At 72.9% G+C, this 15,663-nt stretch carries 12 protein-coding genes; 7 read left to right on the top strand and 5 right to left on the bottom strand.

From position 1 onward, the window contains the following. Window positions 1–19 precede the first annotated feature (19 nt). On the top strand, window positions 20–682 hold the full coding sequence (locus tag SSP08S_RS18175; RefSeq protein WP_019069036.1) for a response regulator transcription factor: 663 nt from the start codon (window positions 20–22) through the stop codon (window positions 680–682). Beyond that, on the top strand, window positions 679–2,070 hold the full coding sequence (locus SSP08S_RS18170; RefSeq protein ID WP_019069035.1) for a sensor histidine kinase: 1,392 nt from the start codon (window positions 679–681) through the stop codon (window positions 2,068–2,070). Before SSP08S_RS18175 ends, SSP08S_RS18170 begins: the two co-directional genes overlap by 4 nt. Before the next feature lie 357 nt (window positions 2,071–2,427). On the opposite strand, the gene SSP08S_RS18165 is transcribed toward SSP08S_RS18170, so the two are convergent. Beyond that, window positions 2,428–3,222 carry a COG4705 family protein gene (locus tag SSP08S_RS18165; protein ID WP_043259526.1) on the bottom strand — a complete coding sequence of 265 codons (795 nt, stop codon included), beginning with the start codon at window positions 3,220–3,222 and terminating at the stop codon, window positions 2,428–2,430. Window positions 3,223–3,599: 377 nt separating this feature from the next. Between SSP08S_RS18165 and SSP08S_RS64190 the strand changes: the two genes are divergently transcribed. Both SSP08S_RS64190 and SSP08S_RS18155 read left to right on the top strand, forming a co-directional pair. Then, window positions 3,600–6,872: an FtsX-like permease family protein gene (locus SSP08S_RS64190; protein ID WP_019069033.1), complete on the top strand. Its 3,273-nt coding sequence runs from the start codon at window positions 3,600–3,602 to the stop codon at window positions 6,870–6,872. 23 nt (window positions 6,873–6,895) lie between these two features. Next, on the top strand, window positions 6,896–9,682 hold the full coding sequence (locus SSP08S_RS18155) for a hypothetical protein (RefSeq protein WP_019069032.1): 2,787 nt from the start codon (window positions 6,896–6,898) through the stop codon (window positions 9,680–9,682). Between the two features lie 7 nt (window positions 9,683–9,689). On the opposite strand, the gene SSP08S_RS55490 is transcribed toward SSP08S_RS18155, so the two are convergent. The 3 genes from SSP08S_RS55490 to SSP08S_RS18140 form a co-directional block, all read right to left on the bottom strand. Continuing rightward, window positions 9,690–10,640: an ABC transporter ATP-binding protein gene (locus SSP08S_RS55490; RefSeq protein ID WP_019069031.1), complete on the bottom strand. Its 951-nt coding sequence runs from the start codon at window positions 10,638–10,640 to the stop codon at window positions 9,690–9,692. A gap of 131 nt (window positions 10,641–10,771) precedes the next feature. Next, the gene (locus SSP08S_RS18145) at window positions 10,772–11,452 is read right to left on the bottom strand and encodes an ABC transporter ATP-binding protein (protein WP_019069030.1); all 681 of its coding nucleotides are present in this window, start codon (window positions 11,450–11,452) and stop codon (window positions 10,772–10,774) included. Window positions 11,453–11,600: 148 nt separating this feature from the next. Then, entirely contained in the window at window positions 11,601–11,762 is a 162-nt protein-coding gene (locus tag SSP08S_RS18140; protein WP_026178601.1) for a hypothetical protein, read from the bottom strand. A gap of 147 nt (window positions 11,763–11,909) precedes the next feature. On the opposite strand from SSP08S_RS18140, the gene SSP08S_RS18135 reads away from it, so the two are divergent. The 3 genes from SSP08S_RS18135 (at window position 11,910) to SSP08S_RS18125 (ending at window position 14,639) form a co-directional block, all read left to right on the top strand. After that, window positions 11,910–13,265, top strand: a complete 1,356-nt coding sequence (locus tag SSP08S_RS18135; protein ID WP_019069028.1) for an NAD(P)/FAD-dependent oxidoreductase — start codon at window positions 11,910–11,912, stop codon at window positions 13,263–13,265. Between the two features lie 35 nt (window positions 13,266–13,300). Next, a complete protein-coding gene (locus tag SSP08S_RS18130; protein WP_026178600.1) occupies window positions 13,301–13,642 on the top strand; it encodes a hypothetical protein in 342 nt (113 codons plus the stop codon). 94 nt (window positions 13,643–13,736) lie between these two features. Continuing rightward, window positions 13,737–14,639 (top strand): RNA polymerase sigma-70 factor, encoded by a 903-nt coding sequence (locus tag SSP08S_RS18125; RefSeq protein WP_019069026.1) that lies wholly within the window; start codon window positions 13,737–13,739, stop codon window positions 14,637–14,639. On the opposite strand, the gene SSP08S_RS18120 is transcribed toward SSP08S_RS18125, so the two are convergent. Next, window positions 14,614–15,492, bottom strand: coding sequence for a sigma-70 family RNA polymerase sigma factor family protein (locus tag SSP08S_RS18120; RefSeq protein ID WP_019069025.1), 879 nt, complete (start codon window positions 15,490–15,492; stop codon window positions 14,614–14,616). The two genes, SSP08S_RS18125 and SSP08S_RS18120, sit on opposite strands and share 26 nt — an antisense overlap. Window positions 15,493–15,663 lie beyond the last annotated feature (171 nt).

Below are 15,663 nucleotides of genomic sequence, written 5' to 3'. Positions count from 1 at the left end.
AGTCATCCACGGGAGCATCATGCGCCGGACCATCCTGGTCGTCGAGGACGATCACGCGCTGCGGGACGTGCTGATGCGCGGGCTGCGGGACGAGGACTTCGACACCGTGCCCGCGTCGGACGGTGCGACCGCTCTTCGGCTGGCCACCGACGACATCTGTGCCGCCGTGCTCGACATCGGGCTGCCCGATGCCGACGGGCGGGACGTGTGCCAGGCGATGCGCGCGAACGGGTTCCGCTCCCCCGTGGTCTTTCTCAGCGCGCACCACCGGCTGCCCGACCGGCTGGCCGGGTTCTCGGCCGGGGGCGACGACTATCTGTCCAAGCCGTTCCATCTCGCCGAGCTCGCGGCCCGGCTGCGGGCGGCCCTCAAACGGGCCGCGCCACCGGCCGCCGCCACGGCGGGAGACCTGGTGCTGGACGCCGTCCGGCACACGGTCGACGTGCGCGGCGCGCGGGTCGATCTGACGCCGACCGAGTTCCGGCTGCTGGCCGCGCTCATGGCGGCCCACGGCGGGACCGTCAGCCGCCGCGAACTGGTCCGGGCGGGCTGGCCCGAGGGGGCCCGGGTGCACGACAACACCCTCGACCAGTACCTGACCCGGCTGCGCCGCAAGCTCCGCGAGGCGGGCAGCGAACGGACGATCGGCACGGCGCGCGGGATCGGGCATCACCTGGTATGAGCGGTGTCCTGCACCGGTGGCGCGTGAACGGTGCCCGTCGCCGGTGGCGCGCGACCGCCCTCCTGCGCCGTGCGGCGCCCCGTACGCTCCGCGGCCGGCTCTCGCTGGTGGCTCTCGTCACGGCCACGCTGCTGATGCTGGTCCTGACCGTCGCCTTCAACTCCGTGGCCGGCCATCGCCTCCAGCACCAGGCGGACGACGAACTGCGCACCCGCGCGGCGGCCGTCGCGACCACGGTCGACACCAGCGGCCCGACGGTGCGCGTCCTGGAGACCTCCCACGACGAACTCCTCGACTCCGACGTGTGGATCTACTCCGGCCGACGGCTCCTGGAGGCGCCGCCGGCCGCGGGCCATCTGACCCGGGTCGCCGACGCGCTCGCCTCCCGAGGCGGACAGCGGTGCGTCACCGCGGACGCGGGGGGCCCACTGCGCCTGTGCTCCTACCCGATCTCCGGCGGCGCCACCGTCGTCACCGCGCTGGACCTCTCCCCGTACCGGAGTTCGGCCGACACCCTGCTCCTGGGATCGCTCGCCCTGGACGCGGTCATGCTCGCCTGCACCTACGTCCTGACCCGCCTGGCGGTCGGCCGCGCCCTGCGCCCGGTCCGCACGATGACCGACCAGGCCGGCCAGTGGAGCGCCGTGGCCTCCGGGGAACGCTTCGGCAGCATGCGGCACCCGGCCGAACTCGCCCGTCTCGGCGCGTCGTTGGACGCCATCCTCGACCGTATCCGCACCCTGCTGCGCCATGAGCGGCAGCTCACCGGGGAACTCTCGCACGAGCTGCGTACGCCCCTGAGCCGGATCATCGCCGAGCTCGACTGGTGGCGGGCCCGACCCCGCACGGCCGACCAGACCGACGCCAGCCACCAGGTCATCGCGGAGGCCGCCGAGTCCATGCGCACGATCTGCGACACCCTGCTGGCCGACGCCCGCGACGGCACGCTCACCGCTCCGGGCACCGCGCAGATGCTGTCCACGCTGCGGCGGCCGGCCGAAGTCCTGTGTGTGCCGGGCGAGTTGACGGTCACCGTCGACGGCCCGTCCCTGGTGGCCGGAGTACCGCCCGCCCTCCTCGAACGCATCGTCAGCCCACTCCTCGCCAACGCCTGCCGCTACGCCCGCTCCACCGTCGCCGTCCGCGTGCACCGCACGCCCGACGGTGTGGGCGTCGACATCACCGACGACGGCCCGGGCGTACCGCCCGCTTTCACCGGGCTGCTCTTCGAGCCCGGCCGACGGGCGGACCCGGCCGACGGCCACGGCGGGGCGGGCCTCGGCCTGCCCCTGGCCCGACGCCTCGCCCGCTCCGCCGGCGGCGAAGTGACGCACGACGCCGGGCACACACCCGGAACACGGTTCCTGGTCACACTCCCCGCGGGCTGACCACGAACCTGCCCCCACCCCGAACCGCCCTGCCCGACATCCTTGGCGGGGCCAGCCTCGAAGTACCCCACGCCCGACACCCGCCCGCTCCGCCGGCAGCGAAGTGACATACGACGCCGGACACGCACCCGGAACACGGTTCCTGGTCACACTCCCCGCAGGCCGACCACGAACCTGCCCCTCACCTCATGCCGCCCTGCCCAACATCCTTGGCAGGACGGGCCTCGATCTGCCCCTGGCCCGACGCCTCGCCCGCTCCGCCGCCGGCGGCGACGTGACGTACGACCCCGGGCACGCACCCGGAACACGGTTCCTGGTCACACTGCCCGCGGGCCGACCGCGCACCTGCCCCTCACCTCATGCCGACGCCGCGCCCTGCCCGACATCCTTGCGGGTGAACGCCAGGTACCCCACGAAGCCGAGGATGGCCACCGTCCAGGAGAGTGTGACCGGGCCGAGCCCCATGGCGAGGCCGCCGCGGCCGTGGCTTACGGCCATCCAGTCGGCGACGGAGGCGCCGAGCGGGCGGGTGATGACGTACGCCGTCCAGAACGCGGCCACCGCGTTCAGGGCGCCCCACCGGTGGGCGATTGCGGGAACGGCGATCGCGACGGCGTAGAGGACGGCGGAGCCCAGGTAGCCGAGGCCGATCGTGGCGGTGAGGTCCCCGGCGGCTGTGCCCAGGGCGAAGGTGGCCAACACGGTTGCCCAGTAGAAGAGTTCGCGGCGCCGGGTGTGGATGCTGTGGATGGACAGGGTGCCTTCGGAGCGGTACCAGAGAGCGAAGACCGCGGCCAGCGCGAGCATGAAGAACGGTGTCGAGACCGCGTACGGCACACCGAGGCCGACGTGCAAGACGTCGGCGGCCATCGTGCCGAAGACGCTGACCATGACGACCGCGGTCCAGTAGATCCAGGCCACGTAGCGCCGGACGGTGAGCTGCACCACGAGGGCGGCCACCAGGGCGAGGCCGCCGAGGCCGACGGCGGGGATCGGGCCGAACGCGTGCGCCAGGAAGTCGGAGGCCGTCTCGCCCATGCCGGTCGTCAGTACCTTGATGATCCAGAAGTAGACGGTCACCTCCGGCACCTTGCTCGCCGTGTGTCGTACGTGGCCCGGGGGCCGTCGGTGCGTGAGGTGATCTGTCGTCATGGCAGGCACGATGGCACGGTGTCCGGCGCTGGCCCCAGCCCCCTTTGCCAGAGCTTTGGTGCTTCTGGTGCGTGAGTTGGCCGAGGCCCGTCCGAGCCTGAACACAACCTGAACGCGGCGGCCGAATCCCTGGTCAGCAGCGTGCGGCCGGTGGTACAAGCACCGTTCCCGCCCCTCAACCGAGGCCATCCGCAAGGTCAGTTCGCGGGCGCCGGTGATCGGCGTTTCTTGCGTCGCCCGAAGCGTGCCTGGTAGGACTGTGGCGCGCCGTACGTCACATGTTCGATTCTGCGGGGGTTCATGTGGTCGCCACGGCCGTCAGGTCTTCGCCGCGGCGAGGCCCGGGTGCTCCGCGTCCGGCCCGGCGGCGGCTTCCCGTGGTCGCCAGGCGGGCCGCCCAGCACGGGCTGGTGCTGGCCGCCGTCGCGGTGACCGTACTGCTGTGCGCGACGGCACTGGCCGCCCTCGCGGCACTCGCGGGCAGTTCGGTGCAGGCCGGTGCCGTACGGCGGCTGGCCGCCGACCTCGACGCGCAGGTGAACGTCAACGCCTCCTTCCGGGCCGGAGGCATGGCCGCCGCCGACCGCGATGTGCGGGCCGCCGCCGACCGGGTGTTCGCCGGGGTGCCGCAGCGGACGTATGTGGGGCTGCTGGGCACCTCGCCGGTCTCGGTGACGGGCGTCGACGGGGTCGCGGGCGCACCGCGCACCCCGGGAGGCACCGGGCTGCATCCGGTCGCGGTGCAGGACGGGGGCGGGTTCGCGCGGTTGACCGCAGGGCGGTGGCCCGCCGGCACCGCAGACGCCCCGGCCGGCGCGTTCACCTCGCTGCCCGAGGTCAGGGTCTCCACCGGGTCCACCGCCCCGGTCGACACGGCGGTGCCGGACGCGCTGGCGAAACGTCTGGGCCTCGGTCCCGGCTCCACCCTCCGCGTGCGGGACGCCTTCAACCGCGCCATGACCCTGCGGATCACCGGCGTCTTCCGGGCGACCGGTGCCGTCGGGTTCTGGCCCGCGATGGCCGGCGACCTCGCCGAAGGAGAGACCGCGGACCAGGACCTGCTGGTGGTCTCGCCGTCGGCTCTCAACGGCAGCGCCGTCCTGAACGGGCATCTGACGGCCCACTGGAGTGTGCAGCCCGACCTCTCCCGGCTCGACGCGGACGGCCTCACCGCGCTGCGCGACCGGCTGCGCGCCTTCTCCGGCAGCCAGAGCGGAGTGTCGGTGTTCCGGGGACATCAGCCGTCGCTGGCCGATGTGACGGTGGCCTCCGGACTGCCGGGCGCGATCGACGACCTGACGGTCCCGACGGTGGCGGCCCGGTCCTCGCTGTACCTGCCCAGCGTGCTGCTGGCGGTCCTCGCCCTCGCCACTCTGGTGCTGGCCGCCCGCGAACTGACCGTGCGCCGGCGCGAGGAACTGGCGCTCCAGCAGGCCAGAGGCGCCGGCACCCCGAGGCTGCTGCGCGGCGCGGCGGCCGAGTGGGCGCTCACCGGTGTCCCGGCCGCCGTCGCCGCCCCCTTCCTGGCCGGGCTGCTGCACCCCGGCAGCCGGGGCACCGACGCGTGGGCGGCCGTAGGGCTGACCCTGCTGGTGCATGCGGCGGCGGTCCTGCTGCCCGTGCTCCCGTCGGCGCGCTCGCGGCCGACCCGAGGCGCACGGGCCGCCGCCGCACAGCGGCTGGGTGCCGACCTGGCCCTGCTGGCCGTCGCGGCCCTGGGCTATCTGGAGCTACGGCGGCACCACTCGCTGATCGCCGACATGGGCACCGGGAGCGCCTCCGCCGACCCGGTGCTGGTCCTGGTGCCGACCCTGGTGGCCGGTGCCGCCGCGCTCCTGCTGCTGCGGCTGCTGCCGCTGACCTCGCTGCTGCTGGACGCGTACGGCCGACGCGGTCGGGGGCTCGTACTCCCGCTGGCCGGTTGGCAGTTGGGCCGGCGGGCGGCGCGCAACGCGGGCCCGGTGGTGCTGATGTGCCTGGCCATGTCGGTGAGCGCCTTCGCCACCACCGCGCTGGCCTGTCTTGGCGGTCTGGCGTCGGAGCGGGCCGCGTTCACCGTCGGCGCGGACGTGCGGATCACCCCGTCGGCGGACGACGGCTACCCCTCCTCCGTCCTGGGCGCCGCCTATCGCGCCCTACCCGCGGTGACCGACGTGGCCCCGGTGACCCGGTCGACGGTGAACCTGCCCGGCGGCGCCACCGAGGACCTGGTCGGCACGGTCGGCGGACCCGCTCCCCGCACCCCGGCACCGGTCGTCCCCGGCATACCGCTCCCCGGGCGTCCGACCGCGCTGCTGCTGGACGAGCGGCTGCGCAGCGACGGCAACCGCGTGGCACCGAGCCTGGAGCTGACCGTGCAGGACGCGTCCGGCCTCGTCGGCGTCGTGACCACCCGGCTGCCCACCGCCGACGGAACCAGACACACCGTCGCGATCCCGCTCGGCGTGGCGCTGAGCGGCGGCCACCCGAGGGCCTATCCACTGACCGTGACGGCCGTCAACGTCCTGCCACAGCCGAACACGCCTCCCGCGCGCCTGGACCTCGATCTGATCCGGGTCGGCGCGCGCGCCACCACGGACAGCTGGGTCACCCGGCTCCCCGGCGGGCAGGTCTGGGCCGACGGCACGGACCACGCCGCCGACTCCACCGAGGGCGCCTGCAAAGGGCAGTTGACCGACAGCTACGAACCGGGCACCTCCGGGGTGTGCTCGATCGCTCCCGGCAGCAGCAACGTGCTCCGGACCGTCATCAGCACCGGCATGCGGCCCTCCCGGGCGACCTCGGACGCCTTCGGCGGTCTGTCCGACAGCGACTACGACACCCAGGCCGGCAGCCAGGTGCGGCTGGTCGCGGGTCCGGCGGGCGGTCCGGCGCCGCTTCCGGTGCGCGCCGACGCGACGACGCTGCGCCAGGCACGGCTGAGCGTGGGCGGCACGACCACCCTGGACCTGGGCGAGGGCCGGATCACCGCCCGCATCGTGGGCAAGGTCGACTCGCTGCCCGGACTGGGCCGCGGTCAAGGGCATTTGATCGCCGATCAGCGGCAACTCGCCACCGCGATGACACAGGCCGGCGTGGACCAGGAGGACCCCGCGTTCTGGTGGCTCGACAGCAGCGACAGCGCGCGTACGGCCGCCGCCGTGGAGGCACAGCCGGCGCTGGGCCGGGTCACCACCACGGCGCAGACCGCCGCGTCCCTCCGGGCCGACCCCTTCCGCACCGGACTGCGCCGGACGCTGGAACTGGTCCGCTATCTCGCCCCCGGTTTCGCGGTCATCGCCTTCACCGTGCACGCGGTGGTCTCCACCCGGCAGCGGCGCAAGGAGTTCGCCCTGCTGCGGGCGATCGGCGTCCGCGCCCAGAGCCTGTCCGCGCTGCTGGGCGCCGAGCAGCTGAGTCTGGCGCTGTTCGCGGTGGTCCCGGGGGCGTTGATGGGCATGGCCCTGGCGGCGGCTGTCCTGCCGCTGGTCACCGTGGACGACAGCGGGCAGGCCCCCTATCCGCCGCTCCCGCAGATCATCCCCTGGGGCACCGTGGCCCTGACCGCGCTGGCGACGGCGCTCGTCATCAGCGCGGTCGTCCTGGCACTGGCCCGCCTGCTGTCCCGGGTGGACCTGGTGCGTGTGCTGCGAGCGGGGGAAGACCGTTGAGCCGTACGGCCGGAATCGATTCAGTGACGCGCCGTTTGATCCGCAGGGAGACCCGGGGCGACCTACCCCTGCTGGCCTGCCTCGCCGCGCTGGTCCTGGCCCTGACGGCACTGTGCGCCTGGGCCCCCGCCTTCGCGGGCGGCCAGGAGGACCGGGCGCTACGGCAGCGGGTCGACGCGGCGCAGTCCCAGGCGCCGCTGATCAGCCTGAGCACCACTCCGGAGGTCTTCAACACCCAGCCGCCCGCCGTGGACATGGCCACCCTGCTCGGCGCCGGCCGCACCCTCACCAAGCAGCTCGGCGGCGGAGCCGCCCGGCACGTGTCCTTCACCGGCGGCGGCAGCTACGACTACGACCAGGCGTCCCTGCTCTCACCGCGACCACCAGGACCGGCGACCACCAGCACCCAGCTGACGGTCAGTTATCTGCCGTCCGCGCGGGCCCATCTGCGCTACGTCAGCGGCCACGCGCCGGCCGACCGCACACCGCTTGCCACCACGCCCCAGATCGCGCTGTCGCAGACCATCGCGCGGGCGCTGGGTGTCCGGGTCGGCAGCCGGCTGACGCTCGGGTTCGCCAAGACGCCCGGGGCGCAGAACGCCCCGCCCCAGGCGCAGTTGGTGGTGAGCGGGGTCTATCGCACCACGGCCGCGACCGACGGATTCTGGACCGGCCGGGAGACCCTGGACCAGCCGTCGCGCCACCCTCAGGAGCGTTCCGCGGGCACCGTGCTCGCCGTCCGCGGTCTCGTCGGCCTCGACGCCGCCGACCTGCTGGCCGGCGCCGGAGTGGGCGGCCCGCGCGTGACCTGGCAGCTGCGCGCGGACCTGTCCGGGGCTGCCCTCGACCGGGCCCGCGCCCTGACCGGACCGCTGTCCCACTACAGCGCGGACCTGAGCGCCGCCCTGTGCCAGGGAGTCGACCCGATCACCAACGACATCGCCTGCCAGGTCGACGGCCAGACCACCGGCCCCCTGCTGCTGACCGACTTCCTGACACCGATGCTCGCCGCGTTCACCGCACAGGACCAACAGGCCAGGTCCCTCGCGACGTTCGCCGTCGACGCGCTGGCCGCGGTCACGCTGGCCACTGCGGCGGTAGCGGTACGACTGCTGCTGCGCCGAAGGCGGGCGCATCTGCGGTTGCAGCGGGCGCGGGGCGCGTCCACCGCGCGGCTGGTGCTGCTGCGCTGTGCCGTGGCCTGGCCGGTGGTCCTGACCGCCGCGCTGCTCGGCTGGGCGGCGGGACGGGCCCTCGCGCCCACCGGCACCTCCGGATCGCCGCAACCGGTGCCCGCCGCCTGTGCCACCGCCGTGGTGGCGCTGACGGTGCCGCTGATGACCTGGCTCGCGGTCCGCGAACCGCGCAGACCCGGCCGACTGCGGCGCCCGCGCCGGAGGACGGTCGTCGGCCGCCGCCTGGTCCTGGAGCTGACGGTGCTGCTCACGACGGCGGCCGGGGTGGTCGCGCTGCGCTCGCAGGGCCCCGACGGGATCCTGGGCGCGGTTCCGGTGCTGGTGGCGCTGGCCGTCGTACTGCTCCTGCTGCGGATCTATCCGCTCGTCCTGCGCCTGGTGCTACGGCGGGCCCGGCGCGGCCGGGGAACAGTGGGCTTCGTCGGAGCGGCCCGGGCCGCCCATGACGCGCCGGCGACCGGACTGGCCCTGTTCGTCCTGGTGTTGACCCTGGGGACGGCCGTGTTCGGCGGCCTGGTGCACCGTACGATCGACGACGGTCTGACCACGGGAGCGGCCTGGACCACCGGCGCCGACGCGAGCGCGACCGTGTCCGGGACCGCGGCCTCCACCGGGGCCGTCACGACCGGTGTACGGACCGCCGTCCAGCGGCTGCGCATGCTCGACCTGGCGGGACAGGCCGACGGTGCGGCGATCCCCCAGGTCGCCGTGGTCACCGTGGATCCCCGCCAACTGGCCGCCGTCGCCCCGAAGTCACCGCTGGCCGAAGCCCTGCAGTCCGGACTCACGGCCGACTCGGGCACCCCGCTGCCGTCCTTCCTCTCCCCCGGTCTCCGGGCGAGGGAGCGCACCGGCGGCTTCACCACCACCGTCGTGACCCCGGGCCGGCCTCCGGTGGACCGGACCCTCAAGCCGGTCGGCACCCTCACCGCCGCGCAACTCGACGACCCCCTCCTCGGACCGGTCACGGCACTGATCCCCGCCGGAACCCCGCTGCTGATCACCACCGCCGACGCCGACCGTCTGCTGCCCCAACAACCCTCGGGAAGCACGGTGTTGCTCCTCAAGGGCGGCACTCCCACCACCACACCACCCGCCGCACTGCGGTCGGCGGCCGCCAGGACGCTCGGGCCGCTGGCCCGGATCCGGGTCCGCTCCGAGACGCTGGACACCCTGCGCGCGGACGGTCTGACGCGAGGGCTCGGCACGATCTACACCGTCACCTCGATCCTCGCCGCGCTGACGGGCCTGCTCGCACTCGCCCTGGAACTCACGCTCACCTCCGACGAGCGCAGCCGCACCACTTCGTTCCTGCGCACACTGGGACTCGGCGGCAGAGAGGCCGGGGCACTGCACTTCCTGCAACTGCTGCCGCTGGCGGTGGCCTCGGCAGTGGGCGGCACCCTGCTCGGGCTGCTCGAACCACGGCTGATGGCAGGGACGTTGGACCTGCGGCAGTTCACCGGCGGCCCCGCCCAGCCGGCGCTGCGGACGGACTACTCACTGACCCTGGCCCTAGTCGCCGGAGTGACCGCGCTGATCCTGACGGCGGCGGCCACCGAGACGGTCCTCGCCCGCCGACGCCGCTTGGGGGCGGTACTGCGCCTCACATGAACGCCTGCTAACTCGCGTCCTCGGCCTCGGACTTCGCGCGCCGTGCGGCCTCGTCCGGCCAGACGCCGATGTGGTCGCTCTCCAACGCGAGCCGCACCCGCTTGCGCATGTGCAGGCGCTCGGTGAACTCGCTGGGCAACTGCAGTCGGCCGCTGGCGTCCAGGACCGCGTACTCCTCGGCGGTGAGCACGTCGACGCCGTCCTCGCCGGTGGCGACCCGGCGCAGTACCTCGGTCGAGGTGCGGCCGTTGCGGATCAGTACGGTGCGCTGGACCTGTTCGGACACCAGCGCGTCGTGGGTGACCACGATCACGGTGACGCCCAGGTCCTCGTTGGCCCGGCGCAGTGCGGCGAAGACCTCGTCGCTGGTGGCGGTGTCGAGCTCACCGGTGGGTTCGTCGGCGAACAGCACCCGGGGCTCGTTGGCGTTGGCGACCGCGACCGCGACCCGCTGCTGTTCACCGCCGGAGAGGGTGTCGGGGGTGCGGTCCCGGCAGTGGCCGACGGACAGCAGGTCGAGCAACTCCTCGGCGCGGGCCCGCCGTTGGGACCGCTTGACCGCGGTGTACGACATCGGGAGCATCACGTTCTCGGCCGCCGAGAGGTAGGGCAGCAGATTGCGGGAGGTCTGCTGCCAGACGAAACCCACCGTCGTACGGCGGTAGTTGAGGCGGTCGCGGCGCTTCATGGCGAGCAGGTCGTGTCCGGCGACCTCGGCGGCACCCGCCGTCGGCACGTCCTGGCCGGAGAGGATGCCCAGCAGGGTGGACTTGCCGGAGCCGGAGGCGCCGATGACCGCGATCATCTCGCCCTCGGCGACGGCCAGGTCGAGCCCTTGGAGGGCCTGCACCTCGACTCCCTCGGTCTGGTAGATCCGCACCAGGTTCTCGCAGACGACCAGCCCCTCCTCGCGTCGCGGGGCGGCAGCCGCGGTGGCCCGCCGCCGCAGCTCGTCCAAGTCCGGTGCCCCGGTGGGCTGTTGAGGAACTGCCACGCGGACTCCCGGGAGTTGAGGTCTGGCACCGAAGCGGTGGGACAGCGGCCAGGCTAGTGCGGAACGGCGCGTGGAGTACGCGGCGGCGGGTGCGGTCAGGCGTCCTCGACGATGCGGCCGTCGCGGAGTTCGAGTACGCGATCGGCCAGCGCCAGGAGTTGGGTGTCGTGGGTGGCGACGAGCGCGGTGACGGACTCGCTGCGGACGACGGCACGCAGCAGGTCCATCACGGTGAGACCGGTGTCCGCGTCGAGTTGGCCGGTGGGTTCGTCGGCGATGATCAGGGCCGGGTTGTTGGCCAGCGCGCGGGCGATGGCGACGCGCTGCTGCTGGCCGCCGGAGAGTTCGCCGGGACGCTGGCCGGCATGCTCGGCGAGCCCGACGAGGGAGAGCAGGAGGCCGACGCGGGCCTCGCGCTCGCGGGCCGGGACCTTCCGCAGCCGCAACGGGACCCCGACGTTCTCGGCAGCGGTGAGAATCGGGATGAGCCCGAAGGACTGGAAGACGAAGCCGATACGGTCCCGGCGCAGCGCCAGCAGGTCGTCCTCGCCGAGGCCGGCCAGGTCGGTGCCGTCCAGGGTGATCCGGCCGCCGTCAGGAGTGTCGAGCCCGCCGACCAGGTTGAGCACGGTGGTCTTGCCGGAGCCGGATCGGCCTCTCAGGGCGACGAGCTCACCGCGCGGCACGCCGAAGGAGACACCGCGCAGGGCGTGCACGGCGGTGTCGCCGATGCCGTACGTCCGACGCAGGTCCTCGACCACGACCATGTCGCCCATGTTCCCCCCACCCTGTCGACATCCGCACCGTAGGGTACGCCGGACCCGACAGGCGCTGACGCGGGGAAGGGGACCCGCGGACAATGCCGCCGGTCCCCTTTTCCACGTCGGTGGCACGGGAACTAATTCCACGTGCCGAAAAACAGTGCTACCAGCGATACCACCGGCCGCTCCCACCCTTCGGACGGGCCACAAAGCCGACGAGCCACAGCACCAGGACAATGATCGCGACCCACCAGAGAATCTTCAGTGCGAAACCCGCACCGAAGAGAATCAGGGCCAGCAGAAGAACAAGAAGCAGGGGAATCATAGTTTTCAACCTCCGATCCTCCGTGTGCCCGTCCATTCCTCGTTCACGCCCACGGATTCCCCATGCGGTGTCCTTGACCGCCTCGCATGTCACATCCGGGCCGCCCGCACGGTCTATGTGGTGACGGACAACGAAGCAGAGGGAATCATGCGAGAGATTCTGATCGTCGGCGGCGGCTACGCGGGCTTCTACACCGCATGGGGCCTGCAGAAGAGGCTGCGTCCGGGCGAGGCGCGGGTCACGGTCGTCGATCCGCGCCCGTACATGACCTATCAGCCCTTCCTGCCGGAGGTGGCCGCCGGTTCGGTGGAGGCTCGGCACGCCGTCGTCTCACTGCGGCGTCATCTGCGCGGCACGCGGCTGATCGCGGGGACCGTGACCGGGATCAGCGCGGCGGACCGCACGGTGACCGTCCGCCCGGTGCGCGGAGCCGCCTACGAGCTGCGCTACGACCTCCTCGTGGTCACCGCCGGTGCCGTGACGCGTACCTTCCCCGTCCCCGGTCTCGCGCAGCAGGCCATCGGCCTCAAGCACGTCGAGGAGGCCGTGGCGGTCCGTGACCGGCTGATGACCGCGTTCGACCAGGCCGCGTCGCTGCCGCCCGGCCCCGAGCGGCGGAAGCTGCTCACCGTCACGTTCGTGGGCGGCGGGTTCTCCGGCGTCGAGGGCTTCGGAGAACTGCTCTCGCTGGCGACCTCGATGCTCGGGTCCTATCCGGAGCTGACCGCCGACAACCTGTCCTTCCACCTGGTCGAGGCCCGGGACCGCGTCCTGCCCGAGGTGAGCGACAAACCCGGTGCCTGGGTGGTGCGCGATCTGGAACGCCGGGGCGCGCATGTCCACCTGAACACCCAGCTGCTGTCCGCCGAGGGCGGCCATGTCGTCCTCTCCGACGGGCAGTCGTACGACTCCACGCTGATCGTCTGGACCGCGGGCAACGCCTCGAACCCGGTCGTGCACAACCACACGGACCTGCCGGTCGACGAGCGGGGCCTGCTGCTGGTCCGCGCCGATCTGCGCGTGGGCACGGACGCCGCACCGGTGCCCGACGTGTGGGCGGCCGGCGACGACGCGGCCGTTCCCGACCTGGCCTCGCCGGTGCCGGGGGCCCGCACGGTGCCGAACGCCCAGCACGCCGTACGGCAGGGCAGGCTCCTCGCCCGGAACCTCGTGGCCGACCTGCGCGGCAAGCACGTCCGCAACTACCGCCACAGCAGCCTCGGCGTGGTGGCGACGCTGGGGCTGGGGCGGGGAATCTTCCAGTACAAGGGCATCGTCATCAAGGGATTCCCCGCATGGTTGATGCACCGGGGCTATCACGTGCTGGCGGTGCCCAGCTGGGAGCGGAAGATCCGCGTGCTGGCGGTCTGGCTCACCGCGGCGCTGACGGGCCGGGACCTCGTGTCCCTCGCCTCCGTGCAGCATCCGCGGGACGCCTTCGTCACGAGTGGGCATACACAGGGAGACGGTGTCGACCGCACGAAGGAGGGGAGCACGGCATGACCGCGCGGGGTTCTCGTTTCCACCGGGGGTACGCCATGACCGCACATGACGAGGCCGCTCGCGGCCTGACCGACATCGAGGGCTTCCTGTACCGGGAGGCCCATATGGGAGCGGCGTACCGCCGCGTGGCGGACCTCACCGCGCGTGTGGAGGGGCTCACTCCCGAGCAGCAGCGGGACATCGGGAAGTGGTACGTCGACGAGCAGCGACACGTCGCCCGCATGGTGACCGACCACATCGCCGAACAGGTCGCCGCGATGGAAGCGCGGCACCGGGTCCGGGTCCGGCAGTGGCTGCGGGGCACGCTCGTCGCCATGGTCCTGGTCACCCTGGCGATGAGCGCCTGCGTCGTGGTGGTCCTCGGCTCGTCGCGCTGACGTCCGCGAAGAGACACTGTCCGGTTCTGTCACAGGCGTCCGTCGGCCCCGGTCCATACAGCGAATGGAGCGGAGCAACGGAGGTCACCGGATCATGCATGTCGAACCGTCCCCCACCCGGACCGACGATCTCGACGAGGCAGTCGCCCTCTTCGTGCGCCACCGCAGACGGCTCTTCGGGATCGCCTACCGGATACTCGGCAGCGCGGTCGAGGCCGAGGACGTGGTCCAGGAGGTGTGGCTGCGCTGGCAGAAGGCCGACCGCGCGGCGGTGGTCAGTCCCGTGGCCTTCCTCTCGACCGCCACGACCCGGCTGGCCATCAACGTCGCGCAGTCGGCACGCGTGCGCCGGGAGACGTACATCGGACCGTGGCTGCCGGAACCCGTCGACACGAGCGCGGACCCCGCGCTCGGCGCCGAGCGCGCGGAAGCGGTGGAGCTGGCGTTGCTGCTGGTACTGGAGAGGCTGACTCCCGTCGAGCGCGCCGCCTATGTGCTGCGCGAGGCGTTCGCCTACGGCTACGCCGAGATCGCCCAGATGCTCGAACTGAGCGTCGTCAATGTGCGGAAGATCGTCAGCCGTGCCCGCCGTCATCTGCTGGACGAGCGGCGGGAGAGCGTGGACGCGGCCGAGCACCGGCGCCTGTTGGGCGCCTTCGTCGCGGCGGCCCGGACGGGAGACGTGGCGTCACTGGAGGCCCTGCTCACACCCGATGCCGTCAGCCTCTCCGACGGCAACGGCGTACGGGGCTGTGCCCGGGTGCCTGTGCTGGGCCGGGCCCGGGTGGCCAGGCTCTCGGTCCATCGGCGGTTCTGGCGGGAGGCGGAGCCCGAGTTCGTCGAGGCCAACGGTTCCACGGGGGTGGTGGTCCGCCGGGACGGCCGGCCTCTCGCATTCATGACCGCGGCCGCCTCGAAGGACGGCATCCACCAGTTGCTGTGGGTGTTCGCGCCGGGCAAGCTCGCCGCTGTCACGGGCTCGCGTCCGGGCGGGTAGCGCCGTCGGTGGGCGGCCGGTTCCAGGGCCGCAGTTTGTCGGGGTTGAGCATGACCCAGAACAGGGCGACCCGGTCGTGCGCGACGTCGAGGCTGATGACGGCGGTGACCTGGTGGCCGTAGCGGGCGACGAGGCCGGTCCGGCCGTTGACGGAGTGGGTGCTCAGGGTGGTGTGCGGGCGGCGGGCCAGGAGGGCCAGCAGGCTGTCGGCGACCGGCCGGCTGCCGTGGAGCGGTCCGGTCAGCGCGCGTATCTTGCCGCCGCCGTCGAAGAACGCCGTGACGTCCGGGCACAGCAGCGATGTGAGCAGGGCACCGTCTTCCGTGAGGCATGCCCGGTGTACGGCGCGGACGACGGTGTCGTGCTGGTGCGGCGCGGTGGAGCGGGTGCGCTGCGACTGGACCAACTGCCGGGCCCGTGCGGCGAGTTCGGTGAGTTCCGGCTCCGGGCGGCCCACGATGTCGGCGACCGTGCCGGGGGCCATCCCGAAGGCGCGGAACACGAACGCGGCACGCTCGGCCGTCGTCAGCGACTCCAGCGCGGTCAGGACGACCCGGCCGGCCTCCGCCTCCGCCTCCGAGGGCCGTCCGTGCCCCGCCTCGTGGCCGGCCGTATCCCGGCCGGGCAGTGCGCGCCGGCCCAGGCAGATCCCGCCGACGGTCCTCGCCAGCCAGGACCGGGGAACGGCGACCTGTCGGCGTGCCGCGCCGGACAGCCCGTACCACCGCCGATAGGCCTCGTCGACGACGGCTTCCGCAGCACCCGGGTCGCCCAGCATCCAGTGGGCGACGTCGAGCAGGTACCGGCGCTCCTCCCACAGTTCGGCGATCGGCACCGCATCACCCTGGTCCACGTCGCACCCGCCCTCTCGCTCGCACGGCCCCTCACACGGCAGGGGCATGGGCTCACCCCTTGAGACCGGGAACTCCCGGATCTTGTGACACGGCCCGCCGTGCTCGCATGTCACACATTCGGCGGCTGCGCGGTCTTACAGGGCAGCACCGCATTTTTTTCCTTCACTGCC

It is taken from the genome of Streptomyces hokutonensis (genome assembly GCF_000376565.1).
Classification (GTDB): Bacteria; Actinomycetota; Actinomycetes; order Streptomycetales; family Streptomycetaceae; genus Streptomyces; species Streptomyces hokutonensis.
The sequence above is the reverse complement of the archived record's forward strand: the minus strand, read 5'-3'. Positions and strand labels throughout refer to the sequence as shown.